The 20,133-nt window shown below is 70.4% G+C and carries 25 protein-coding genes and 1 pseudogene; 2 read left to right on the forward strand and 24 right to left on the reverse strand.

The annotated features are described in order from the left end of the window. Nucleotides 1-153: 153 nt before the first annotated feature. The 6 genes from AB0O53_RS13960 to AB0O53_RS13985 all read right to left on the reverse strand — a co-directional run bounded on the left by AB0O53_RS13960 (nt 154) and on the right by AB0O53_RS13985 (nt 2,774). Nucleotides 154-828, reverse strand: a complete 675-nt coding sequence (locus AB0O53_RS13960; RefSeq protein WP_365195419.1) for a hypothetical protein — start codon at nt 826-828, stop codon at nt 154-156. Beyond that, nucleotides 825-1,142 (reverse strand): hypothetical protein, encoded by a 318-nt coding sequence (locus tag AB0O53_RS13965; protein WP_365195422.1) that lies wholly within the window; start codon nt 1,140-1,142, stop codon nt 825-827. The genes AB0O53_RS13960 and AB0O53_RS13965 overlap by 4 nt, the downstream gene beginning before the upstream one ends. Beyond that, entirely contained in the window at nt 1,139-1,642 is a 504-nt protein-coding gene (locus tag AB0O53_RS13970) for a hypothetical protein (protein ID WP_365195425.1), read from the reverse strand. The genes AB0O53_RS13965 and AB0O53_RS13970 overlap by 4 nt, the downstream gene beginning before the upstream one ends. A 100-nt stretch (nt 1,643-1,742) precedes the next feature. Next, complete coding sequence (locus AB0O53_RS13975) at nt 1,743-1,973, reverse strand: hypothetical protein (protein ID WP_365195428.1); 231 nt, start codon at nt 1,971-1,973, stop codon at nt 1,743-1,745. Nucleotides 1,974-2,096: 123 nt separating this feature from the next. After that, nucleotides 2,097-2,282 (reverse strand): hypothetical protein, encoded by a 186-nt coding sequence (locus tag AB0O53_RS13980; RefSeq protein ID WP_365195430.1) that lies wholly within the window; start codon nt 2,280-2,282, stop codon nt 2,097-2,099. 15 nt (nt 2,283-2,297) lie between these two features. Next, entirely contained in the window at nt 2,298-2,774 is a 477-nt protein-coding gene (locus AB0O53_RS13985; protein WP_365195432.1) for a Pycsar system effector family protein, read from the reverse strand. Nucleotides 2,775-3,241: 467 nt separating this feature from the next. Here AB0O53_RS13985 and AB0O53_RS13990 point away from each other — a divergent pair, with 467 nt between their 5' ends. Continuing rightward, nucleotides 3,242-4,087 (forward strand): hypothetical protein, encoded by an 846-nt coding sequence (locus tag AB0O53_RS13990; protein ID WP_365195434.1) that lies wholly within the window; start codon nt 3,242-3,244, stop codon nt 4,085-4,087. A 578-nt stretch (nt 4,088-4,665) separates the two neighbouring features. Here the strand turns inward: AB0O53_RS13990 and AB0O53_RS13995 are convergent. Both AB0O53_RS13995 and AB0O53_RS14000 read right to left on the reverse strand, forming a co-directional pair. After that, nucleotides 4,666-5,202, reverse strand: a complete 537-nt coding sequence (locus AB0O53_RS13995) for a hypothetical protein (RefSeq protein WP_365195437.1) — start codon at nt 5,200-5,202, stop codon at nt 4,666-4,668. Between the two features lie 434 nt (nt 5,203-5,636). Next, nucleotides 5,637-5,870 (reverse strand): annotated as a pseudogene (locus tag AB0O53_RS14000) (RapZ C-terminal domain-containing protein); the annotation flags it as partial. 487 nt (nt 5,871-6,357) lie between these two features. On the opposite strand from AB0O53_RS14000, the gene AB0O53_RS14005 reads away from it, so the two are divergent. After that, nucleotides 6,358-7,935, forward strand: coding sequence for an alpha/beta fold hydrolase (locus AB0O53_RS14005; protein ID WP_365195440.1), 1,578 nt, complete (start codon nt 6,358-6,360; stop codon nt 7,933-7,935). A gap of 236 nt (nt 7,936-8,171) precedes the next feature. Here AB0O53_RS14005 and AB0O53_RS14010 read toward each other — a convergent pair whose 3' ends face one another. The 16 genes from AB0O53_RS14010 to AB0O53_RS14085 all read right to left on the reverse strand — a co-directional run bounded on the left by AB0O53_RS14010 (nt 8,172) and on the right by AB0O53_RS14085 (nt 20,129). Then, nucleotides 8,172-8,723, reverse strand: coding sequence for a hypothetical protein (locus AB0O53_RS14010; RefSeq protein WP_365195442.1), 552 nt, complete (start codon nt 8,721-8,723; stop codon nt 8,172-8,174). Next, nucleotides 8,720-8,914 carry a hypothetical protein gene (locus tag AB0O53_RS14015; protein ID WP_365195445.1) on the reverse strand — a complete coding sequence of 65 codons (195 nt, stop codon included), beginning with the start codon at nt 8,912-8,914 and terminating at the stop codon, nt 8,720-8,722. The genes AB0O53_RS14010 and AB0O53_RS14015 overlap by 4 nt, the downstream gene beginning before the upstream one ends. Nucleotides 8,915-9,019: 105 nt before the next feature. Next, nucleotides 9,020-10,144, reverse strand: a complete 1,125-nt coding sequence (dnaN, locus tag AB0O53_RS14020) for a DNA polymerase III subunit beta (RefSeq protein WP_365195448.1) — start codon at nt 10,142-10,144, stop codon at nt 9,020-9,022. A gap of 139 nt (nt 10,145-10,283) precedes the next feature. Next, on the reverse strand, nt 10,284-10,559 hold the full coding sequence (locus AB0O53_RS14025) for a WhiB family transcriptional regulator (RefSeq protein ID WP_365195449.1): 276 nt from the start codon (nt 10,557-10,559) through the stop codon (nt 10,284-10,286). Further along, the gene (locus tag AB0O53_RS14030) at nt 10,556-11,026 is read right to left on the reverse strand and encodes a hypothetical protein (protein ID WP_365195452.1); all 471 of its coding nucleotides are present in this window, start codon (nt 11,024-11,026) and stop codon (nt 10,556-10,558) included. Before AB0O53_RS14030 ends, AB0O53_RS14025 begins: the two co-directional genes overlap by 4 nt. After that, nucleotides 11,023-11,304, reverse strand: coding sequence for a hypothetical protein (locus AB0O53_RS14035; protein ID WP_365195454.1), 282 nt, complete (start codon nt 11,302-11,304; stop codon nt 11,023-11,025). Before AB0O53_RS14035 ends, AB0O53_RS14030 begins: the two co-directional genes overlap by 4 nt. A gap of 87 nt (nt 11,305-11,391) precedes the next feature. Next, a complete protein-coding gene (locus AB0O53_RS14040; RefSeq protein ID WP_365195457.1) occupies nt 11,392-11,658 on the reverse strand; it encodes a hypothetical protein in 267 nt (88 codons plus the stop codon). A 2-nt stretch (nt 11,659-11,660) separates the two neighbouring features. Then, entirely contained in the window at nt 11,661-12,122 is a 462-nt protein-coding gene (locus AB0O53_RS14045; RefSeq protein ID WP_365195460.1) for a hypothetical protein, read from the reverse strand. 86 nt (nt 12,123-12,208) lie between these two features. After that, on the reverse strand, nt 12,209-12,823 hold the full coding sequence (locus tag AB0O53_RS14050; protein WP_365195463.1) for a DUF6919 domain-containing protein: 615 nt from the start codon (nt 12,821-12,823) through the stop codon (nt 12,209-12,211). 19 nt (nt 12,824-12,842) lie between these two features. Next, entirely contained in the window at nt 12,843-13,373 is a 531-nt protein-coding gene (locus AB0O53_RS14055; protein WP_365195466.1) for a hypothetical protein, read from the reverse strand. Between the two features lie 109 nt (nt 13,374-13,482). Continuing rightward, nucleotides 13,483-14,139, reverse strand: a complete 657-nt coding sequence (locus AB0O53_RS14060) for a DUF6197 family protein (RefSeq protein WP_365195469.1) — start codon at nt 14,137-14,139, stop codon at nt 13,483-13,485. 100 nt (nt 14,140-14,239) lie between these two features. Next, nucleotides 14,240-14,467, reverse strand: coding sequence for a hypothetical protein (locus AB0O53_RS14065; protein WP_365195471.1), 228 nt, complete (start codon nt 14,465-14,467; stop codon nt 14,240-14,242). Between the two features lie 122 nt (nt 14,468-14,589). Beyond that, on the reverse strand, nt 14,590-15,189 hold the full coding sequence (locus AB0O53_RS14070) for a hypothetical protein (protein WP_365195474.1): 600 nt from the start codon (nt 15,187-15,189) through the stop codon (nt 14,590-14,592). Between the two features lie 210 nt (nt 15,190-15,399). After that, a complete protein-coding gene (locus AB0O53_RS14075; protein ID WP_365195476.1) occupies nt 15,400-16,257 on the reverse strand; it encodes a DUF4097 family beta strand repeat-containing protein in 858 nt (285 codons plus the stop codon). A 138-nt stretch (nt 16,258-16,395) separates the two neighbouring features. Further along, entirely contained in the window at nt 16,396-17,295 is a 900-nt protein-coding gene (locus AB0O53_RS14080) for a hypothetical protein (protein ID WP_365195478.1), read from the reverse strand. A gap of 191 nt (nt 17,296-17,486) precedes the next feature. Continuing rightward, complete coding sequence (locus AB0O53_RS14085; protein WP_365195718.1) at nt 17,487-20,129, reverse strand: DNA translocase FtsK; 2,643 nt, start codon at nt 20,127-20,129, stop codon at nt 17,487-17,489. Nucleotides 20,130-20,133: the final 4 nt, after the last annotated feature.

Raw genomic sequence — 20,133 nt, forward strand, 5'->3', positions numbered from 1 at the left:
ATGAGTTCGGTCTCGCTGTCGGTCATGTTGGCCTTTCCGTTGAGGTGGGCGGGCGCCTCCCGGCCGGGCCGACGGCGACGCCCCGCCGGGAGGCGGCTTGCCCCCGGGCCGGGGCGGCCGCCCGCGGCGGCGTCTGGCGCACAGGTGCTGGAATTACCGGGCGCGGCCGAGGCCGGGGATCCGGGCCGGGAGTCGGCGCAGCAGGGTGCGCCAGGTGTCCGGCCCGGGCGGAGTTGCGGGCGCGGGAGCCGGGTCGGGGGCGGGCAGGTCGTGGTGACGGATCTGCCGCATCGCGGCGGGCCAGGTGTCCGGCGGGAAGCCGGCGGCGGTCAGGGTCTCGGTGAGGAACGCCCAGCCGGCGGAGCGGTCTTCGGTCTCGGTGCTGGTGTAGGTGACGCCGGGCTGGAGGCCGATGGCCAGGTGCCAGCGGCCGGCGGTCAGGTCGCGTTCGGCGGCCCAGATGCCGCCGTCCCAGCTCTGCAAGGTGCCGCCGCCGTGGGAGGACCCCGCCTCGTCGCGCAGCCAGGACGCGGCGAGCTGGTGGGTCCAGCTGCGTGCGGCGGCCGCGGAGGGGTGCTGGACCCAGGTGGAGGCGGCCGGGCTGAACCACTCCTCCCAGAGCACCGCGTACGCGACGCCGTCGGCGGTGTGGACGCTCAGGTGCTCGCCGCGGAAGCGGATGTCGTCCTCGGCCGGGGCGGCCTTGATGCGGGCTGCGAGTTCGGGTGCCTGGTGAAAGTGGCCGTGGCGCAGGCCGGCCAGGTGGGGCCGGTCCGCCCAGCCCTGGCACGCGGCGGGCGGGCTGTCTTCGTGGCCGGTGATGCTCACAGTGCCCCCAGCGCGATGAGAGCCGCGCGGGCGCGCTCCAGGCGCTGGCCGGCGGAGTCCTGGACATACGCGGCCGCTTCGTCGATGACCTCGGTGATGCCCTCTTCGCCCTGTTCCTCGACCCGGACGCCGATGTCGGTCAGCAGGTCGGAGAGCATCCCGAGCACGCTGCCGGACTGGGCGCGGTCGTCGTAGAGGGCCTGGAGGACGGCAGCCTGGTCCTCGTGGTCGGCGGTGTCGCCGAGCGCATTCTCGCGCAACGCGTGCAGGCCGAGACGGATGGCGGCGACGGCCGTGGCGATGTCGGCGCTCACCGGCGGGACGCCTTCACCGTGACGAGCAGAGCGGCCAGCGTCTCCCACGAGTGGTGCCAGCTCTGGTCGAGGCAGTACCGGCCGTTGAGTCCGAAGTCGGTGAGGTTGAAGAAGTTCGTCTTGCCGGTGGCCTCGGCGAGTCGCTGGAGGAGGCCCTGGGGCACCCGGCGATCGGCAGCGAAGTGTGTGACTCCCGAGACCGCGAGGGCGGCGGCCAGGGCGGCCGGGTGCAGGCGGATCCCGAGGGCGCGGGTGCCGGCGACGAGGACCAGGCCCTGGGTGGCGGTGTACTGCAGGACGTGGTGGAGGCAGGCTCGGCGGCCGCCGTCCGTACCGACGACGGTGACCCTGCCGTCCTCGTGCTCGTACGTCACCGGGGCGGTGTCGGTGGCGCCCTTGACCAGGGAGTCGAAATCGGACTGGCCCCAGTGATCGGCGTGATCTGCCGCGGCGCGCAGCAACGCGTAGGCGGCGGCGAAGGTCGAGGCGCGGTGGTTCATGATGGGTGTTCTCCTCGGTTCTGCTCTGGACGGGGAGCCCCGGGGGCGGCCGTACCTCTTGGCCGATGCTGCGGCCGTCCCCGGGATCTGCGGCGCCGGCCTACTGGTCGGCGGTGTAGCGGTTGACCTGGTTGCGGACGTGCTCGCGGCTGAAGTCGAGGTGGTCGGCAACGGCTTTCTGGGTCAGGTTCTTGGCGTCCATCTCGGCCTTGACCGCGGCCCAGTAGGCGCGGTGGGCGGTCTCGATGGCCTTGTCGCGGGCCTCGGCGGCCTTGTCGAGGCGGGCCTTGGCGGCGGTGGACTCGGGGGTGTCGGGTCGGGTGGGGGGCATGGTGATCAGCTCCGTGACGGTTGAGGGACGATGTAGCTGCCCCCTGCTCCGGTTGAGAGCGGGTTGGGCTGGCCCGGGGCGGGCGGCCTGGTTGGTAGCCGGTGTGCCTGCCCGTCCCGGGGGTCAGAGCGCCTTGGGCTGGGGCTTGCAGGCGTGCGCGAGGGCGATGTCGAGGATGGGTCCGATGCGGTCGGGGTTCTGATTGGTGATCTTCATCGAGAGCCCGCACCTGCCGCACTGGTAGTTCGCGGAGTGCGTCCGGGTGGTGGTTCGGCGGGTGCGGGCCCGGCGGATCAGCTCGGCGAGCATGACAGGTCTCCTTCGTCAGGCGGCAAGGGCGATGATTCCGGCGAGGACCAGCAGGGCGACGGCACCGGCGGTGATGTCGATGGCGAGCCGGAGCGCGCGGAACTTCCTCGCGGCGATCTTGGAGAGGACCACGATCCGCTCGGCGCTGCGGTCGGAGGCGATGTCGGCGGCGGCCTCCTGGGGCGTGCAGGTCGCCCAGTGGAGGTAGGAGCCGGTGACGTCGCCGCCGAGGCGGGGGCGGATGATCAGCAGGATCAGGAGCATCGCGGCGGCCAGGGCGGCCGCACCGGTCCCGGCGGCGACGGTGGCGGCGACCGGGAGGTTGTGGCCGGGGACCGTGGCGATCAGGACGGCGAGGGGGAGGCTGAGGACGGTCAGGAGCGCCGACGCCTTGGCGTCGGTCCTGCCCATCTCGGCGATCACTTCGGTGCGTGCCTGGGCCAGGCGCGCCTCGGTGGGGGCGGCCTGCGGTAACTGCTGGGTCAGCGCCATGGGTCGATGCCTCCGGTCGTCGGTGCGGGCTCTTGCCCACACCTCTAGAGTGCCAAGTTTGAGTTGGCACGTCAACACGCATTTGGCCAACTCCAAGTTGCCAACCATGGGTGCCGCCCGCCCCGCTGGAGGGCAGGCGGCCCAGGGGCCTACGCGTCGGTGGGGACTGGTGAAGAGGCAGTGTTCCGACCCGGCGCTATTCCACGCCCTTGACGGTCTCGCCATGGCGCTCCGAGAGCGCGGCGGCCCCTCAAGCTGGTGCAGAGGATCCTTGCCGTTCGAAGGCTTCACACTGCGCACGGTTCGGCCGTCCAAGGCAAGATCCGAAAGCTAAGACGCCGTGGACCGTCCTGACCACCCAGGTTCGAACATGGCTGCGTATTCGAGAACTACGGGTCGTTGAGGCAGGCAGATCCGTTGGGGAAAACCGATAGTCGGGTCCGTCTCAGCGCTCTTAGCCTGTTGTCGTGAAGCCGAGAAACCTAGCCGCGATCCTCACCCTTCCGAAGCAGCAACGGTTTGGGGCCATGGCCGAGGGACTGCAACTGCTCGCGGAGCACGTTGGCACGCTGCGCGATGACCTGGCTCATCTTCAGGAGGCGCAGCGATCTCGCGGCGCTGCCGTGATCGACGGCTTGGCGAGCGAGGAAGCCGCCAAGATCCTCATCCTGCTGGATGTCGCACGCATGGGCTGGGATGACAACCCTGCTGTGGCGCGGCAGATCAAGAGCATCATCAGCCACAGGGTCCGCGGAATCTACGGTCGTGTGATCGAAGGCCGACCGGCCAGCTTCGGTGAGGTCCGCCGATACGCCGACAGCCTGCGTCGGAGCCACTACCTCGATGGTCCGAACGATGTGGACTGGATCTTCCGTAATGTCGTTGAGGCGGAGCGCGAGGAGAGCCTCTACGTCGACTACGTCACGAGTGAGGGCGTCAGCTTCTGGATGACGCCGGCTTCCGGCAGCGAGCTGAGGCTCGAACTCTGGCCGAGCATGGTGATCGACCTGACTCTCGCGTTGCACCGCCTCGGGTGCACGAGCGAGGAGGGCCTGACGATCATCGCTGACGAGTGGAAGGGCGAGTCCCTGGAGGACAGCACCCACTGGTCGGTGGTCGAGGGAATCAACACGGCCATCTTCGACAGGCTCAACGCGGCCGGTCTCTGCAGCGACGCTCTCACAGCCTCAGACGTGCGGCTCGCCCGTGAGCACTGGATTTTCCCTCTCGGCAGTCTTGAGCTCTCGGAAATCAAGGTCACGCACGCGGACCTCCAGGCTCAGCGAGAGCAGTGGCTTGCGGACCAGTGGTAGCCGACCCCGTCCACCTGTGCTGTTCAGCTTGAAACAGCGCCGGGCCTCGTCTGCCTCAAGCGAGACCTTGAAGATCGCTGGCTGCCCGGTTAGCGTTCGAGAACCTGCCAGCGCACCTTCAGGAAGTCCACATGCCTCGCCGAACTCCAGGCGAGATCAGGTCTCAGCTGCCGCTTCGGGACAAAAGCCACGCCAGACGGACCGTCATACCGGGACTGTCTGCATCGGCGAACCGACAGATTTTCCAGTTCGAACGCGAGCGCGGCCTGTCCAGAGGTGACGTCGCGCTCGCGTTCCGACGCTGGACTCTGCGGGCCGGCCGACCGCGTGGTGCTGAAGAGTGGCACTACGGATATTCAGACGTCCCCACCGGGCATATCCGCACACTGCTCGAAGTGGCGGCATGGAACCTGCGGGCCCGGGCTCGGCGCGAGCTGCGGGCTGCGCTGGCCCCTGTCGACGCACGCGTCCTCAACCGGACGGTGAACGATCCTTTCGCCCCAGAGCATCTGCACTGGTGGCACCGTCGTATCGAAATCTGAGGCAGCCAGGATGCGCCTGGTCGCACCGAGCACTCTCTACTCGGTAGCTTGGACGGCTTCGAGATATTCCGACCAGCTGTTCTGGGCGTACTGGGCCCAAACATAGGCCGTGTTGGGATGGAGGCCGAAGAGGTCACTGACGACGATCGGCGGCAGATCGGTGATCGCTTCCATCATCGCCGTGTTGCGGGCATGGATGCCTGGCAGGCCGTTCTTCCTCATGCACTGATGGACGGATTCGGCTCGTCGGGGGCGGCTCGGTGGGCGGCCGGGGAAGAGGAAGCCGGGTGTGCCGTCGTGCGGCCGCTGGAGCACTGAGGTGTGGCCGCTGGGACTGGCGATCTGCCTCTCGATCAGGACGGCGAGCTTGGGAGGCAAGAGGACGGGATGGCGGTCGATCGTGAGGTAGGCGTCGTTACCATCCCGGTTGAAGCGGTCGGTCGTCAGCTCAACGATGCGTGTGGTGGGCATGGCGTAGAGGCTGGTCAGCGAGCCGATGATGCGGGCCTCCAGCGGGAGGGTGTCGTCGTTGAGGCAGCGGCGGAGTTGTTGGCTGAGCTCCTCACTGGGCATGAAGCGGCAGGGCAGCCCGTGTCTCTGCCGGCGGATCGTGACCTTGCCCGTCAAGCGGCGGGCGACCGCCCAGCGGATGAACGCCGAGACGCGGTTGGTCTGGGAGGAGTCGCCAGGTCGCTCGCGTAGGCCTCCGGCTCCTGGGCGCACAGGCGAGAGTAGAGGTCGGGGAAGTTGCGGCCGGTGCCGTCGCCGTCGGGGTCGTTGTCCATGGCCTCGGCCAGCGCGTACGGGTCCGTCGGGACCTGCGGGTCGAGGTGATCGAGGTCAGGGCGGAACGTGCCGGTGATGATGACGGTGCCCTCCACGTGCGAGGTGTGGTGCAGCTGCCTGCGCAGGCCCGCGGCGATCTCCTCGGCGCGGCTCTCGTGTTCGTAGGGGCCGATCCGTACCGGGTCCAGGCCGGGCCGGTCGAGGATGACGGCGTGGCCGACCGGGTCGGTGTAGCGGACGGGCCGGCCGAGCTGGTGCGCGTAGGTGATTTCGGCGCGGGTGGAGTCGCCGACGTAGCCATCGACGTTGACGACCAGGACCTCGTCGCAGGCCCGGATCTTCCAGCGGTGCAGCGCGTCGAGCGCGGTCTTGAGCTCCTCGGCGGCCGCGGGCTCCTCCCACAGCGGATGGGCCTTCTTCATGTCGCAGCCGGGGGCCAGGACGGCGTGGCCAGCGCCCCCCATGGAGGGGGCGACATATTTGCCGGATACTGCGCACGCGTTCTTCGAGCCGGGCGTCCCAAGCAGCGTTGTCGTCGAGCATCGACCGAACGGGTTGCTCGGTGACGGTCCCCTACCGCGCACCTCGGATCGACCGTTCGGCTGCGCAGGCTGCTGGCCGGGCTGCACACTGCCGCTCAGGAGTCATCCATAATTCGGCTGCCACCTGGAAGCAGGAAAACCAATGCTGCCCCACCCACTACCGATGGCTGTGTTTCTTGAGTCTCTACTTTCGGCCGCCGACACGTGCAGGTACCTCGGCGTTGTAGTGGTTCTCGCTCGTCAGCGCGACGCGGAGGCACAGCTACGCGAGCTGACCGACCATTGGACGAGCTTCCACGACGTCACCGGCCCGGGCCTGGCAGTCCTGTGCCCGGTACCGCCGGACCAGTGGCCCAGTACGGTGAGGCACCCCCGCCTCCCGCTGGGGGTTGCCACGGGCATGCAGTTCCACCTTCCGGACGATCGTGAGATGTTCCAGCACTTTTGGGATGATCTCAGGGACCGCTGGCCCAGAGCCAGCTCCCTGGAGTGGGCAGCGGCGACGGAACGGCCGCGCGCCCCTGAGACACACATGCGCGGATGGACCCAGTCCGTCACCGACGCGTCGGAATTCTTCGGCATCCAAGAATCAAACGTTCCCTGCATCGTCCTGTTGAGCATGCGGGAGAGGCACGGCACCGTGATCCCCTTTGACGAGTCCTTTGGAGTTTATGACTTCCTCAAGAGACTGGTAGAACTCATGGGGCACAATCCCGTGACTATCAGAAGGGTCACGCGTGAAATCGATATGCTGAGATACAAGATCTCCAACTATCGACCGACGGACCTGCTCTTTGATGAAACGAAGCCCCTGCGATACAGGCTACCCGAAGCCGACCTTCTGCCGCACAGAGTGGAAGGCGCCCTATTCTTGCTGAATAAGGCGTTACCGGAAGGAGCCTCCATTGAGCAGATTCGCGCCTTCGAGACGTATATGCGCTCCACACCGGAGCCGAACAAGCAACGCGACCCCGACTTCGATCTGCACCTTCTGCTGTTAGAGCAAGTAATCGAAAAGCATCGCGAAATGCAGGATGAACTCGCACAGGCCGAAGAGGACCTTGAAGTCGCCTTGCAGAGTGGAAGCGACATGCATTACCCGGCCCGCTCCATCGGCTTGTCTGGACTCATCGCACGGGTCGCAGCCGAACTCCCTTCCCCACTGGACGAAGAAGAGGACATGGCGCCAGCGCCCCGGCTGCCTGACTGGTCGTTTAGTCGCCTCGGCCGCACCTCCGACCACACAGTGCAGTCCACCGCATCCACACGGCGTGCCGGCCAGCTCGGTCTAGTGATGGTTCACGGGTTCCTCTCGAAGCCTTCCGTCTGGGACCCTTTGCGCGAGCTGCTGGCTGAGGACCCCGATCTGGGCTTCGTTGATCCCCTTGCATTCGGGTACCGCACGGGCTTGGTCAGGCTGAACCCGACGCGTGTCTTCCCCACAATCAACGTCGTCGCCGACAGTCTGAAGGAGTACCTGGCCACCGAGGCAGAAGGATACGAGCGGCTGATACTGCTCACCCACAGCATGGGTGGCCTTGTCGTCCAGCGCTGCCTAACGCGCATGCTCGCCGAGGGCAAGGGCCATGAGCTGAGCCGGATTCGCCGCGTGGTGCTCCTTGCTTGCCCAAACAGCGGGACCGAGATCCTGCTCTCCGTACGCCGCGGTGTATTGGGGGGGAGAAACCCGCATGAGCGTCAGCTGCGGCCTCTAAACGAGGATGTCACGAACACACGGCGCGTCATCATGCGCGACGTGGTTCACGCCCTCAAGGTTACTGACCGCACGTGCCCCATCCCGTTCTCCGTGTACGCGGGCGAGAGTGACAACATCGTGCCGGCCCCTGCCGCACAGGATGTCTTTCCAGACGCGGCTGCGCTGCCTGGTGATCACTCGTCGATCGCCCGCCCTACCGACCGCCAGCACCGCACCTACACCACGTTGCGACGCCTGATCTTGCAGGAACGCCACCCATAGAAACCCGCGCCCTTCTGGCGCGCTTCCCGCTGTTGCAATATCCGCCTGTACTAACAACCGTCTTCCGGAAGTTGGTAGAGGCGAGCTCGCGCCAGAAGCGGGTGGGCCGCAGAGGGTGACGACCTTGGGCCGGTCGGTGGAGGTGTCGGAGGGGTTGAGCAGCTGGTCAGAGGCGGCGGGGGCCGCGGCCGCGATGAGGCCGGCGGCCTGGAGGTCGCGGTGCTGGTGCTCGGGGTTCATCGGCATTTCTGTTCCTTCGGGATGGGCGGGCACGGTCGGCGCTGGGCGGGTTGGACGGCGGGCTCGGGGGTGCATACCCGCGGCTCGGATGATCGGTCAGAAGGCGCCTGGAGCTCGCTGTCCGCGGCTCGGGCCTGGGCCTGGCGCCAGGAGTGGGCCAGGTGCAGCACGGCCTTCTCGTACGTCGGGGGGTTGGCGGTGTCGGCGGCGTCGCTGGCGGCGGCGAGCCCCTGAACGAGGGCGACGGCTTCGGGGACCGTCAGGTCGGCGAGGACGGCGAGCTCGTCGGCGCGGAACGGGTCGATGCGGAGCCGGCGGTACTCGTCCTTGATGCGGTCGTGGTCTCGCTGGATCGCCTGCCATCGCGCGGATGCGCTGTGGGGATCCGGAGCCGGTCGGCTGGGCGCGGGTCTGAGCACGTAGAGGACCTCGACGAAGAAGCGGGGCGCTGCGCAGGCCAGCCAGGAACCGGCGACGAGGCCTCCGCCCCAGCGCAGGTATAGCCCCACCGAGTGAAGCCAGTGCTGGGCGGCGTCGACCAGCGTCATCGTCCCGTCGCCCGCAGCTCGCGCGCGTGGCAGAGGACGGGGCCGATGAAGATGCTGATCTTGTTCACCGTCCACCGGCCTTCGGTGAGCGGGCCGGGCGGGACCCCGTCGACGATCCTGCCGGTCTTGCCCTTCGCCCTGGGGTCGTCCTCGCAGGAGAGGATCTCTACCTCGGCGCCGGCCTTGAACATCTGTCTCTCCTTGCGTGGTTGGTGTGCTGGGGGTGATCGCGGGGTGGCGGTGGCCACCGTGGGCGGGGGCGGCCGGCAGGGATGGCGCGGCCGCCCCGGGGCGGGTCAGCCGGACTGGCGGATCGGCATGATCAGGTAGCGCAGCGCGGTGGGAGCCGCGTCGGCGGGGACAAGGAGCGCCGGCTTGACGGGGTTGACGATCTGCAGGCGGATCCGGTCCGTCTTGAGCGCGGTGACGCCGTCGAGGAGGTAGCCGGGGTTGAAGGCGATGGTGACGGGGGCGCCGGTGAGCAGGTCGGTGGTGGCGGCGACCTGGTCGCGGGCCGAGGCGTCGTCGGCGGTGCCGGCGCTCAGGACCAGGGCGCCGTCGGTGAGGTGGATCTTGACGGGGTGGCCGCGTTCGGCGACGAGGGCCATGCGCTTGACGGCGTCGGCGAGTTCGGTGGCGTCGAGGTCGGCGGTGGCGGTGAAGTCGGTGGGCCACAGGCCCTTGTGGGCGGGGAGCTGGCCGTCCATGGCCCGCAGGGTGAGGGTGCGCGTGCGGCCGGCCAGGCCGAGGACGCCGTGGGAGGCGGGGAGGGTGAGGTGGACCTGGTCGTCGGTGGCGAGGATCTTGGCTGCTTCGGCGAGGGACTTGGCGGAGATGGTGGTCTGGGTGGTGGTGCCGGTGGCCGCGGCGGGGGTCCAGGGGATGGGGCGGAGCGCGAAGCGGTAGCGGTCGGTGGCGGCGAAGGTGATCGTGTCGTCGGTGATCTCGGCCTGGATGCCGGTCAGGATCGGGAGGGCGTCGTCGCGGCCGGCGGCGGTGGCGACCTGGTGGATGGCCTCGGCGAGCGCGGGCCCGGCCACGGTGCCGCTGGCAGCCGCGGGCCGGGGCAGGGTGGGGTACTCCTCCAGCGGGAGGGTGTGCAGGGTGTAGCGGGTTCGGCCGGAGGTGAGCACCAGGCGGGCGCCGTCGAGTTCGAGGGCGACCGGGTGGGTTCCCTTGACCGTGCGGGTGATGTCGGCGAGGAGCCGGCCGGAGACCAGGACGGTGCCGGGGGTGGTGACCTCGGCGTCCACGGTGGCCTGGGCACTGGTCTCGTAGTCGAAGGCGGCGACGGCCAGGGCGCCGGTGGCGGCCTCCAGCCGGATCGCGGCGAGGACGGGGACGGGGGGCCGGGCGGGCAGGGCCCGGGCGGCGTCGTTGACGGCGGCCGCGAGCGGGGCGAGGTCCGTACGGAGCTTCATCGTTGCTCCCTTCCGAGCGTGCGGGCGACTGTCCGGCCGGTGGCCGGGGGTCGCCCGGAGTGCGGGTGAGGTCTGGGGGGCCGCCCGTCCGGTACGGGTGAGGCCGTGCCGGACGGGCGGGTGTGCGGGGCGATGGCTGTCAGGCCGCGGCGGCGTCGCGGCGCTCGGCGCGCAGGCGGCGGCGGTCGCTGAGGGTGGTGCCGGCCCAGATCGCGGATCCGGCCCAGGTCGGGTGGTCCAGGGCCCAGGCCAGGCACTGCGCGCGTACGGCCTCGGGGCACTTGCTGAGGCAGGCCAGCTGGCCGTTCACACGCTGCTTCGGGGGCCCGGTCCAGTCCTCGGGGTCGGCTCCGGGTGCCCGGCACGGCTCGTCGCCGGTCAGCTGCGGCCAGGGGGCGAGTTCGGTGGTGCTCACTCCCCCACCCCCGTGGTCCCGGCCGCCGGGACGGCGGCGGTGGGCAGCAGGTGCTCGAACGGCTCCCAGGCCGTCAGGTCGTACAGGTTCAGCAGGTCGACGTCGATCACGGCGCCCTCGGCCTCGTCTCCGAGATGCTGGCCCCGAGGCGGCAGGCCGAGGGTGCTGTGGGCATCGGGGTCCGCGTCGAGGTCGAGGTCGGCGACCACGACGGTGCTCCCGGTGCGCTCCAGGACGTACAGGCGCCGGATGGGGGCGTCGTCCTCGCCGGTGTCCGGTCGGCGCTCCCAGGTCTGGCGGGTGGCAGCGATGGCCCAGGCCTCGCCGGCGTCGGCCGCGTCGGTGACCGCGGTGCATGCCTGGCCGTACTCGGTGCCGGTCTCGACCAGTTCGTTGACGCGGGCCACGATGTGGTCGCTGAGGGCCTGGGTGCCGATCAGCCAGGTCAGGGAGGCGAGGCCGGTCACGACGCCGCTCCCGTCGAGGCGAGGGTGCGGGAGATCTTGGTGGGGGCGAGGAGGTGGTGGAGGGCGGAGCCGTGGTGGTGGGAGCCGAAGGTGGCGGGGAGACCGCAGCTCCAGCAGTCGGCCTCGTCGCCCTGCCAGGCGACGGCGCAGCGGCCGCAGACGAACGCGCGGTCGGCGAGCAGGGGGTTGGCCTTGGCCAGGGACTTCAGGATGCGGCCGGCGGTGCTCAGCCGGCGGGTGGTGGAGGTGTGGTGCTGCTTGCGTCGGGTGGCGTGCATGATGGTGGTCTCTCTCTCGTCTTGGCGGGTGAGGGGCCCGGGGCGGCCGGCGGTTTCTCAGGCCTTGACGGCCGTCCCGGGGCGGAGCTAGCGGTCGATGCCCTTGTGCGTGGCCTGGTCCCAGCGCAGGTCCCAGCCGGGGCGCAGTCCGCGGGCGGACCAGTCGGTGCGGTGGGCGGCGGCGGGGACGTCCCGGCCGGCCAGGGTGTGGAGGAGGGCCGTCTCCCAGGCGCGCTGCGCGGCCTTCCGGGCGTCGCGGCCGCTCTCGGCCAGGCCCGTGAATACGTGGACTCCCCGCTCGCCGGTGCCGACGCGCTCTATCGGAACGTCGACCTCCCACATGACCTGGTGCATCGTCAGCCCTCGGCTTCCGGGTCGTAGTCGACGAGGACGGTCTGCACGGTGATGCGGATGCTGGTGACGGACTCGTCGTCCGGGCCGGGGCCGAAGGTCATCAGGTCCTCGGGGGCGTGCTCGTCGCCGTTGTCCGGCGCCCAGGTGGTGCGGACACCCTCCGGGAGGGGGCAGCGCTTCAGGGCGGCCTCGCCCTTGGCCCGGGCCGCCTCCCGGGTGGCGTAGGTGCCGAGGGGGAGACCGTGGCGGGTGACGGTGTAGACGGCGAGGGTGGCCGGCTTGTCGTCGGTGATGTGGGTGATGCCGGGGAAAAGGGCCTCGGCGGCGGCCAGGCGCGCTTCGAGCACCATGGTGGCGCCGAGGATCTGGAGCATCTGGACGGTGAGCGGCAGCGTGCCGACGGCGACGCGGCGCCGGATGTCGGCGAGCACGGTGGCGGGGTCGGGGACGGTGGTGGAGGTCATCGGTTCTCCCTTGTGGCGGGCCGGGCTGTCCGGTCCTCGGCGGTGCCCGGTCCTCGGAAGGTGGGGCCGGGCGCCGCGGGGGGCCGTCAGCGGCTGGCCGCGCTCGGCAGGTGCAGGGCTTCGTCCAGGACGGTCCAGAGGAAGTCGCTGGGCTCGAAGTCGGTGTCGGCGATGGTGAGCTGGGCGGCGCGGGCCAGGGTGTCGAAGGCGGTGTCGCCGACAAGGCCGCTGTGCCAGGAGTGCCGGAGCTCGGGGAGGGTGAGGGTCCGGCCGAACCAGGTGTAGTCCAGGCCGTTGACGCGGGAGACGACCATGCCGGGGTGGAACTCGTCGCCCTGGAACCGGACGAGCAGGTCGAGGCCGGCCTGCTCGGCGAAGTCGACGAGGCGGGTGAGGATCTCGGGGTCGGCGACGAATCCGGTGACGGCGGCGCGCTGCTCCCAGAGGTTGCCGGCGAAGTCGGCGGCGTCGTGGCCGGGCTGGGAGTCGTCGGTGAGGAATCCGGCACGGTTGGCGGCGGCGAGGCGGCCGATGAGGGGCAGGGTCTCCACGTCGGGCCCGTAGTTCGGCATGTTCCCGGCGCAGGAGCGGATGTCGCCTTCGAGCCAGCGGGCGGTCAGCTCGCCGAGGTCGGAGAAGGTGGTGGCGGCGCGCCAGAGGCGGCGGTCCGCGCGGCTCGGCCAGGGAAGTCGGATCTTCACGGCGGTCCTCCTGTCGGGTTCAGAGCTGGGCGGCCAGGGCCTCGGCGTCGTAGGCCTCGATCTCGCGCTGCTCGATCAGCAGCTCGTAGGCGGTGAGGGTGTTGGGCTTCATGGGCTGCCGGCCCCAGACGTGCTTGAGGTACTTGAGGTGGAGCTCGCGGGCGGAGCGGTCGCCGAGCTGGTGGGCGTGGACGAGCTCGTGCACGAGGGTCTCGGCGACGTCGCTCTCGTGCCGCATGTTGGGGATCTGGAGGACGATCAGCACTCCGCCGCGGTCGATGGAGGTCTGGCCGTAGGCCCGGCGGGAGTGGCGGTCGGGGCGGCTGACGGCGTTGACCTGCGTGGGGTTGATGCCGGTCAGGAGCTGGGCTTCCGCGGTGTTCACCAGGTGGTCCATTCGGCTGGTGTCGCCGTTGAGGACCAGGTGGACGGCCGGCAGGGATCCGAACTTGTCGCGGACGATCTTCTCGGCATCGGGGGCGATGGCCTTGGCGTACTTGCTGAGGCGGCCGCCTCCGAAGAGGAAGTGCTGGGTGGAGATGCGCAGCATGGCAGTCCCTTCAGGGGAGAGTCCGGGGGCGGGAGGAGAACAACCCGACCCGACAAGAAAACTATAACGACTATCCATCACTTCGTCTAGTGGGTTCCCCCACCTGCCGTCAGTCCCCGGCGTGCGCGGCGAGGTCGGCGGCCCGCTGGAGGAGGTCGAGGACGGCGCCGACGGTCGGGGCGGCGATGTTGTTGTGCACGGCGATGTCGAACTGGCGGCTCAGGGCCCGGGGGTCGCGGCCTTCGCTGCGCCACTGCGCCTCCAGGCGGGCGCGGTAGTCGGGCGTCGGCTCGGCGTACACGGCCGGTTCGGTCATCGCGGAGCGGATGTAGATGTGGGAGCGGCCGGCGGTGTCGGCGTCGGCCGGGGCGGCCATGAGGGCGCCGAGGATGCAGTGCCGGCCGGTGGCGTCGCGCAGTTCTCCGCGGCACCAGCCGGCGGTGGCCAGCGCGGCCGCGGCGCGCCGGATGTGGACGCTGGCCCGGGTGGCGGGCCGCTGGTGGCGGCGGGTGATCCGGTCGAGCAGGGAGGGCCGGGCGGCGGCCTGGGCGGCGGCGGTGGCCCGTTCGCTGCGCTCGACCTCGGCGAGGCCGGCGGCTACCAGGGCCGGGATGTCGAACGCGGCCTTGGGCGCGGGGGTCTCGGGCGTGGCCGCCGCGGCCGGGGTGATCCTCTTGAGCCAGGCTTCGACCTCGTCGGCCAGGAGGCGGGTGCTCGCGTCGGGAGCCTGGGTGCCGAAGGTAGCGGGTGCGGTGGATGCGGGCATGGCGAAGCCTTCCTGCCTGCTGCGGGACGGTGGGGTTGGGAGCTCCGGGGGCGGCCGGCTGAGTGTTGGCGACCTGGCGGCCGGCCCCGGAGGCGGTGGATCAGGTGGTGTACTTGCGCACGTTCTTGTAGACGTAGTCGCGCTTGCGGCCCATGGCGTCGGCGACGTCCTGCTGGGCGCCGTGGTAGCTCTTGCTGAGCTCGCCCATCCGCTGCCAGAACTCCGTCTCGGCGGCGAGTACGGCGTTGTCGCGGGCGGTCTGGGCGATCCGTACGGCGGCCTGGATGTCCTCGGCGGTGGTGGGCTCGGTGTCCGGGCGGGGTGTCATTTGGGCTCCTCGCGGTCGTGAGGGACGATGGGTCCGGCCCTCCTGCTCCGGTTGGAGCTGGTTGGGAGACCCGGGGACGGCGGGCTGAGTTTGGCGACCTGGCCACCGTCCCCGGGGCGCCTCTACTGCAGATCCTCGCGGGCGTCGCCGGGCGCCTCGTCGGCGGCCTGGCCGTGCCCGAGGACCTGGTCGGCCTTGCGCAGGTGGAGGGTGGACGCGAACAGGCGCTGGGCCTGGTCCTCCTGGCCCTGCTCGGCGAAGGCCACGGCGAGCCTGCGCGTGAGGGTGACGGCCGTCTCCAGCAGTCCGCTGGTGTTCAGGCTGTGCTGGATCTCCTCAGGGTCGGCGCCGGAGTCGATGTCGTCGCGGATCAGGCCGAGCTCCTCGGCCAGGGCGTAGGCGCTGTCGCCGTCCCAGCGGTCCGGGTTGATCCAGTCGATGAACTCGTTGGCGGCCGCGTCGATGACGTAGAGGGCGCCGATGAGGGCGAGCGCGGCGAGAACGGCTCCCGGGGCGCTGAAGTTCGCGAGCGGGCCCTCGTTGTTGATGATCGCGTTGAGGCCCAGGATGCCGGTGCCCGCGACGATCACGATGCCGTCGAACCGGATGACGGCGGACAGGGCCTTGACGCCGGCGCGACGGGCGCGTGCGGCCCGGACCGGGCGGTTCTCCAGGGACTTCGGGCGGGCGGTCTCGACGGGGTGGACCAGGACGTGGGTCACGGTGGGGCTCCTTCGGCGGGTGGTGCCGGGCGGGTGGAGGTCCCGCCGCGGCCGCCTGAGTTGGCGACCTGGCGGCTGCGCGGGACGGAGGGTGAGGGACGGAGGGTGAGGGACTATGTGTCTGTCCCTCTGCTCCTGCTGGAGCGGGGTGGAAGGCCCGGGGCGGCCGGTGAAGGTTGGTAGCCAGGAGGCGGCCGCCCCGGGGCGAAGTCACCGGCGGCGGTGCTTGCCGGAGACGGTGCGGACGCGCTCGTGCAGGTGGCCAGTGCCGCGCGTGGCGATGTCACCGGAGACCGTCTTCGCGTCGATCGAGCCGGTGGCAGCGGGGGTCGCGGTGACGTGGGCGTCGCCGGAGACGGTGTTGAAGCGGAACTCCGAGCCGTTGTAGGCGCCGATCTCGATGTCACCGGAGATGGAGTTGACGTCGAGGCGGGCGTCCACGCGGTCCACCTGGAAGTCTCCGCTGGTGGTGTTGCCGCGCAGCGTGTGCACGCCCCGGGCCTCGACGTCGCCGGAGAGCGAGTGGAAGTCCAGGACCTGGAGGTCGCCGTCGACCGTGAGGTCGGCGCTGGTGGTCTCCATCCGGACGGAGGACATCTCGCTGGGCAGCTTCAGGTCGACGGTGATGGTGCCCATGCCGCCGCCGGAGACGACGGTGCCCGTCGGGGCGACGACGCGTCCGCCGGATACGACCTTGCGGCCGCCGATGGTGATGTCGCCGCCGCTGATGGTCATGCCGGTCACCGAGCCGCTGATGACGCCGACGTTCTGGCCGACGACCACGCTGTTGCCGCTGAAGTTGAAGGTGGAGTTGCCCATGGTCATCGTGTTGCCCTTGGCCTGGGGGACGCGGATGGCGAGGCAGTTCAGGGCCTGGTGGGTGCTCTCCTCGATCGTCGTACGTTGCACGGCGTCGGCGAGCGGGCCCTCGTCGTCGCCCGTGCTCACCGTGACGACCGCGTTGGTCAGCGTCGGGTCGATGGTGACGTTGACCGTGCCCAGGTGGCTGATGATGTCGGCCCACAGGGCACCGGCGGCGGTGGCGGTGAAGGTCTTCGAGGTGGTCAAGGCGAACTCCCTGGTCGGAGGGTGCGGGTGTGGATGTCCGGGGCTAGCCGCCCCGGGGGCCTTGCATGACTCCAGTATGCATCTCTAGTGAATGCATTTCAATAGAATGCATTCAGGGATTTGCGGGTTCTCCCCTCTCTATGCGTCGGCGCTGGTCAAGCCGCTGGAGCGGGACTTGCCGGGCGGCCGTCCGGCGTCGGCGGCCGTCTCCTCGCCGCGGCGCCCCGCCTTCGAGCCGGCGGTGGAGCGGCCGCCGGCGCGGGCCCGGGCGGCCTTGCGCTGAGCGGCCTCCAGGGCAGCGGCGGCCGGGCCCTCGCACTCGGTGCACGTGATGTCCAGGCCCGGGGCGACGATCCGCCCCTTGTCCTCGCAGACCAGGCACGCCGGCCCCTTGGCCGGGGCGGGCATGCCGTACGCGGCGCGGTACTTGGCGAAGGACGGGATCTTCGGCGCCGGGACCGCCTCGCCCTTCTCCTCGGCCGGGTCGGGCGCCTCCTGCGGGATGCCGGCCTGTACCGCCCAGGCGGTGCGGATCAGGGCCGCGACCGGGGAGTAGGCGACGTTGAGCGCCTTCTTCTTCGCCGCGCGGACCCGCCGGCGGACCTGGCGGCGCACCCGCTTCTTCGCCTCCCGGACGAGGGTCTTGGTGACGATCCGCGCGGCTTTGGGGATCTCCTCGACCAGGTCGATGGGCGGGGGCGGCTCCTCGCCGAAGCCGGCCTCCAGGATCCAGTACAGGTCCCAGTTCGGGGTGGTCCAGCGCATGTCGGCCCAGGCCTTGAAGTGGCCGGGGTCGATGAGGTGTTCCGACCACTCGTGCCCGGCCGGGCAGAGCACCTCGACCACGGGCTGCGCGGCGCGCTCCATGACGAGGGTCAAGCCGGTGTCGGCGCCGCACATCGGGCAGGTGACGGGCAGGGCCTGCCAGACGACGCGGACGGTGTGGTCGGGGTCGAGCTGGAGGTAGTTGAAGCGACGCTCGGCGGTGATGCGGTAGTAGCCGGCGTCCGGGTCGTGGGTACAGGTCGGGTCGATCATTACGGACTCCTGGGGATCTTTCGGGCGGGGAACAGCTGGGAACGGGGAGGAACGTGCAGGTCAAGGGGCCGGAACGCGGCGGGAACAGAGGCCGGGAGGGGAACAGTGCCACCGGTCTCTTGCGGTGTTCCGTCCCTGTTCTCGGCCTGTTCCGGCTCGCTGACCTGCGTGTTCCTGGGGTGTTCCTGCGCTCAGGAGGCGCTCGCGTCCTCGCCGGTGATCTTCTTCAGATGGCGCAGGCAGTAGCCCTTGACCGTGCTCTTCTCCCCCGGGCGCCGGTAGCTGTCGGTCGTCCAGGTCTTGCCGCCCGGCGCGAGCACCGCCTTGATCGCCGCCTTCAGCGCGACGGCGCGGGCGGCCTCCTGGTCCGCGGTGTCCTCCCCATCGAAGGCGTCCAGGTCCCAGCGGTCGGCGTCGTCCTGGGCGAGGCCTGCCGCGATCTCCTCCAGCTGGAGGCCGCTCGGGTTCCCGGCCGCGCGGAAGACCTCGCGGATGGAGGCGATCAGCTGCGGGACGGTGCCCTGCTCCTGGTCCCCGGCGGCGTAGTTGCGGGCGCTGGTCTCCATCAGGCTCTTGAGGGAGATGCGGCTGAGCTTCGCGGACTCGGGGTCGATGTCGACCAGGCCGGCCTGGGCCCGGGCCCGGCCGCGGCGCAGCAGCTCTTCGGGGTCGGCGTAGCAGCCGCGGTACGGGATGGGCTCGCAGTAGGCGTTGCCGGCCATCACGTAGACCACGGAGGCGTCGTTGAGCTGGTCGCCCATGGCGGGCACCAGCCGGTCGGCGCGCCAGCCCTGGGCGAGCATGCCGTCGCCGAGAATCTGGATGACGTCGTCCTTGTCGCAGGCGGCCAGCACCTGGACGGGCAGTTCCACGACCCAGGTGTTGTCCTTGATCTTCTCCTTCGTGACGCCCTGTCCAGCGATGAGCTCGGTGGCGTCGCTCTTGGCGCAGGTGATCGAGATTTCGGCGAGCATGCCGTCGAGGTCCCAGGAAACCTGCCGCTTGAGGTCCTCGTCGTAGTAGCCCTTGCGGCTCTCGCGGACCAGCGCGGGGAACTCGTCCACGATGAGCTTGATGCCGGGCCGCGCGCGGGAGGTGACCCAGTTCTCGCCCATGCCGAGGCGGTCGAAGAGGCCGGGGCGGCCCTTGCCGATGTCGAGCACCCACTGGAGCGCGGCCTTCGCCTCGGCCGGGGTGGTGGCCACTACGTGCATGGCGTGCCGGAGCCCGCCGAATCCGCTGCCGGCGCCGCCCAGGTCGATGCCGATGATGATCTGGTCCTCGGTGGCGGTGAGCACGTCGAGGATGGCGCGCAGAATCGTGGACTTCCCCGACCGGCTCTTGCCGACGATGTTGACGTTGGTGCGGCACATCGGCAGGGCCAGGGCCCGCCCGGCCATGTCGCCGCCGATCTGCGCCTTGTGGAGGTCGGCGGTGGAAATGGACTTCGGTTCCCGGACGGGCAGTTCGGGAACGGCCTGCCAGGGGTTGGGGCCCGGGACGCGGATGACGCAGTAGTTCCGGGATTCCGCGGACTGCTGGAGCAGCACGCTGCCAGTGCGCACGCCGGGAAGGCACGCCTCCAGCGTGTCCAGCCCGCTGGAGATCTTCTCGGGAGTCATCCGCTCCAGCCAGACGTGAATCTCGAACCCCCACGCGTGGGGGTCGACGCGCAGCGCCGAGAGCATGAGCTTGAGGTCCTCGGTGAGGGCCTGGCGCATCATCTGCTCGAACATGCGCGGGGTCATGCCCACGCTGACCTGCTGCGGGGCGCCGGCCTCGATCCGCTCCAGGCGCTCCAGCTCCTCCTCGCTCACCTCGACGTCGCGGCCCAGCAGGGAGATGCCGGCGAGGTTGAGCACCAGGGCGCCGAGGAGGCCCCAGACGTCGGCGAAGCCGAGCGCGGCCGCGTCGGCCGCGATCACCGGGCCGTAGGTGTACCCGGCGCGGAATGCGACAGCCCGCTTCGCGGTCTTGCGGGCGGTCTGCGCGACGGCGAGCTGCTTGCCGGCCTCCATCTGGAGCTTGACCGCCGCGGCCTGCTTCTCCCCGCGCTTGAGGAGCGCGAGCTGCGCGCGGCGGGCGCTGCGGTTGGCCGTCTCGACGGCGGCGAGCGCCAGGCGCTCGTCAGCCGCGGCCTTGTACCCCTCCATGCCGATGACCCAGGCGCGCATCCTCCGCTCCCCGCGCAGGGCTCGGGGGACGATGCCGTGCACGGTCAGCTGGCGGGCGGCGGCCTTCCGGGCCCGGCGGCGGGCCTGTCGGCGCAGGTAGGCATAGCGGGCCTGGCGGCCCTCCTTGGTGCGCAGCTGCGGGTTGATCCAGGGGCGGTCGCCCTCCGGGTCCTCGCGCAGCTCCCACTCCTGGGGGGTGTAGACGGTGCCCTCGATCGGGCGGCTGTTCTCCGGCGTCGGCACGTCGTCAACGTCTTCGTCTTCGTCTTCGTCTTCGTCGTCCGGGAGGTCCGTCGGCTGGGCCGGGATGCCGGCCTGCGGCTCGCGGTCGGTGTCCAGCAGTGCCGTGAAGGCCGCGCCGCCGTCGCCGTAGAGGGTCTCGAAGACGGGCTCCAGGTCCTCGACGAGCTTGATCTTCACCTCGCGGGCCTGGGCGCCCTGTTCGGGGCCGACGACGCCGAGGGCCTCCAGCGCGTCCATCATCCGGCCCGTCAGCTCCCCGCCGATGCGCAGCTTGCGCTGGAGCATGGACTGGGAGCCGAACTGGGTGGAGACGACCAGCTCGGCGGCCTCCCACAGCACCTTGCGGTCCATGGCCCGGCCGACCTTGGCCCACAGCTCGGGGTCGTCGATTTTCGGGTTGGTGTCGATCTCGGTCATGCTG

Origin of the sequence: Streptomyces erythrochromogenes, from assembly GCF_040684695.1 — a bacterium.
GTDB lineage: Bacteria > Actinomycetota > Actinomycetes > Streptomycetales > Streptomycetaceae > Streptomyces > Streptomyces erythrochromogenes_C.

Excerpts from the sequence above, each read along its gene's own strand:
- AB0O53_RS14065 (WP_365195471.1), bottom strand. The coding sequence starts at position 14,467 with ATGACACCCCGCCCGGACACCGAGCCCACCACCGCCGAGGACATCCAG.
- AB0O53_RS14085 (WP_365195718.1), bottom strand. The coding sequence starts at position 20,129 with ATGACCGAGATCGACACCAACCCGAAAATCGACGACCCCGAGCTGTGG.
- AB0O53_RS14010 (WP_365195442.1), bottom strand. The coding sequence starts at position 8,723 with ATGACGCTGGTCGACGCCGCCCAGCACTGGCTTCACTCGGTGGGGCTA.
- AB0O53_RS14060 (WP_365195469.1), bottom strand. The coding sequence starts at position 14,139 with ATGCCCGCATCCACCGCACCCGCTACCTTCGGCACCCAGGCTCCCGAC.
- dnaN (WP_365195448.1), bottom strand. The coding sequence starts at position 10,144 with ATGAAGCTCCGTACGGACCTCGCCCCGCTCGCGGCCGCCGTCAACGAC.
- AB0O53_RS13970 (WP_365195425.1), bottom strand. The coding sequence starts at position 1,642 with ATGAACCACCGCGCCTCGACCTTCGCCGCCGCCTACGCGTTGCTGCGC.
- AB0O53_RS14080 (WP_365195478.1), bottom strand. The coding sequence starts at position 17,295 with ATGATCGACCCGACCTGTACCCACGACCCGGACGCCGGCTACTACCGC.
- AB0O53_RS14015 (WP_365195445.1), bottom strand. The coding sequence starts at position 8,914 with ATGTTCAAGGCCGGCGCCGAGGTAGAGATCCTCTCCTGCGAGGACGAC.
- AB0O53_RS14005 (WP_365195440.1), top strand. The coding sequence starts at position 6,358 with ATGCAGTTCCACCTTCCGGACGATCGTGAGATGTTCCAGCACTTTTGG.
- AB0O53_RS14045 (WP_365195460.1), bottom strand. The coding sequence starts at position 12,122 with ATGACCTCCACCACCGTCCCCGACCCCGCCACCGTGCTCGCCGACATC.
- AB0O53_RS13975 (WP_365195428.1), bottom strand. The coding sequence starts at position 1,973 with ATGCCCCCCACCCGACCCGACACCCCCGAGTCCACCGCCGCCAAGGCC.
- AB0O53_RS14040 (WP_365195457.1), bottom strand. The coding sequence starts at position 11,658 with ATGCACCAGGTCATGTGGGAGGTCGACGTTCCGATAGAGCGCGTCGGC.
- AB0O53_RS13995 (WP_365195437.1), bottom strand. The coding sequence starts at position 5,202 with ATGCCCAGTGAGGAGCTCAGCCAACAACTCCGCCGCTGCCTCAACGAC.
- AB0O53_RS13980 (WP_365195430.1), bottom strand. The coding sequence starts at position 2,282 with ATGCTCGCCGAGCTGATCCGCCGGGCCCGCACCCGCCGAACCACCACC.
- AB0O53_RS14035 (WP_365195454.1), bottom strand. The coding sequence starts at position 11,304 with ATGCACGCCACCCGACGCAAGCAGCACCACACCTCCACCACCCGCCGG.
- AB0O53_RS14055 (WP_365195466.1), bottom strand. The coding sequence starts at position 13,373 with ATGCTGCGCATCTCCACCCAGCACTTCCTCTTCGGAGGCGGCCGCCTC.
- AB0O53_RS13985 (WP_365195432.1), bottom strand. The coding sequence starts at position 2,774 with ATGGCGCTGACCCAGCAGTTACCGCAGGCCGCCCCCACCGAGGCGCGC.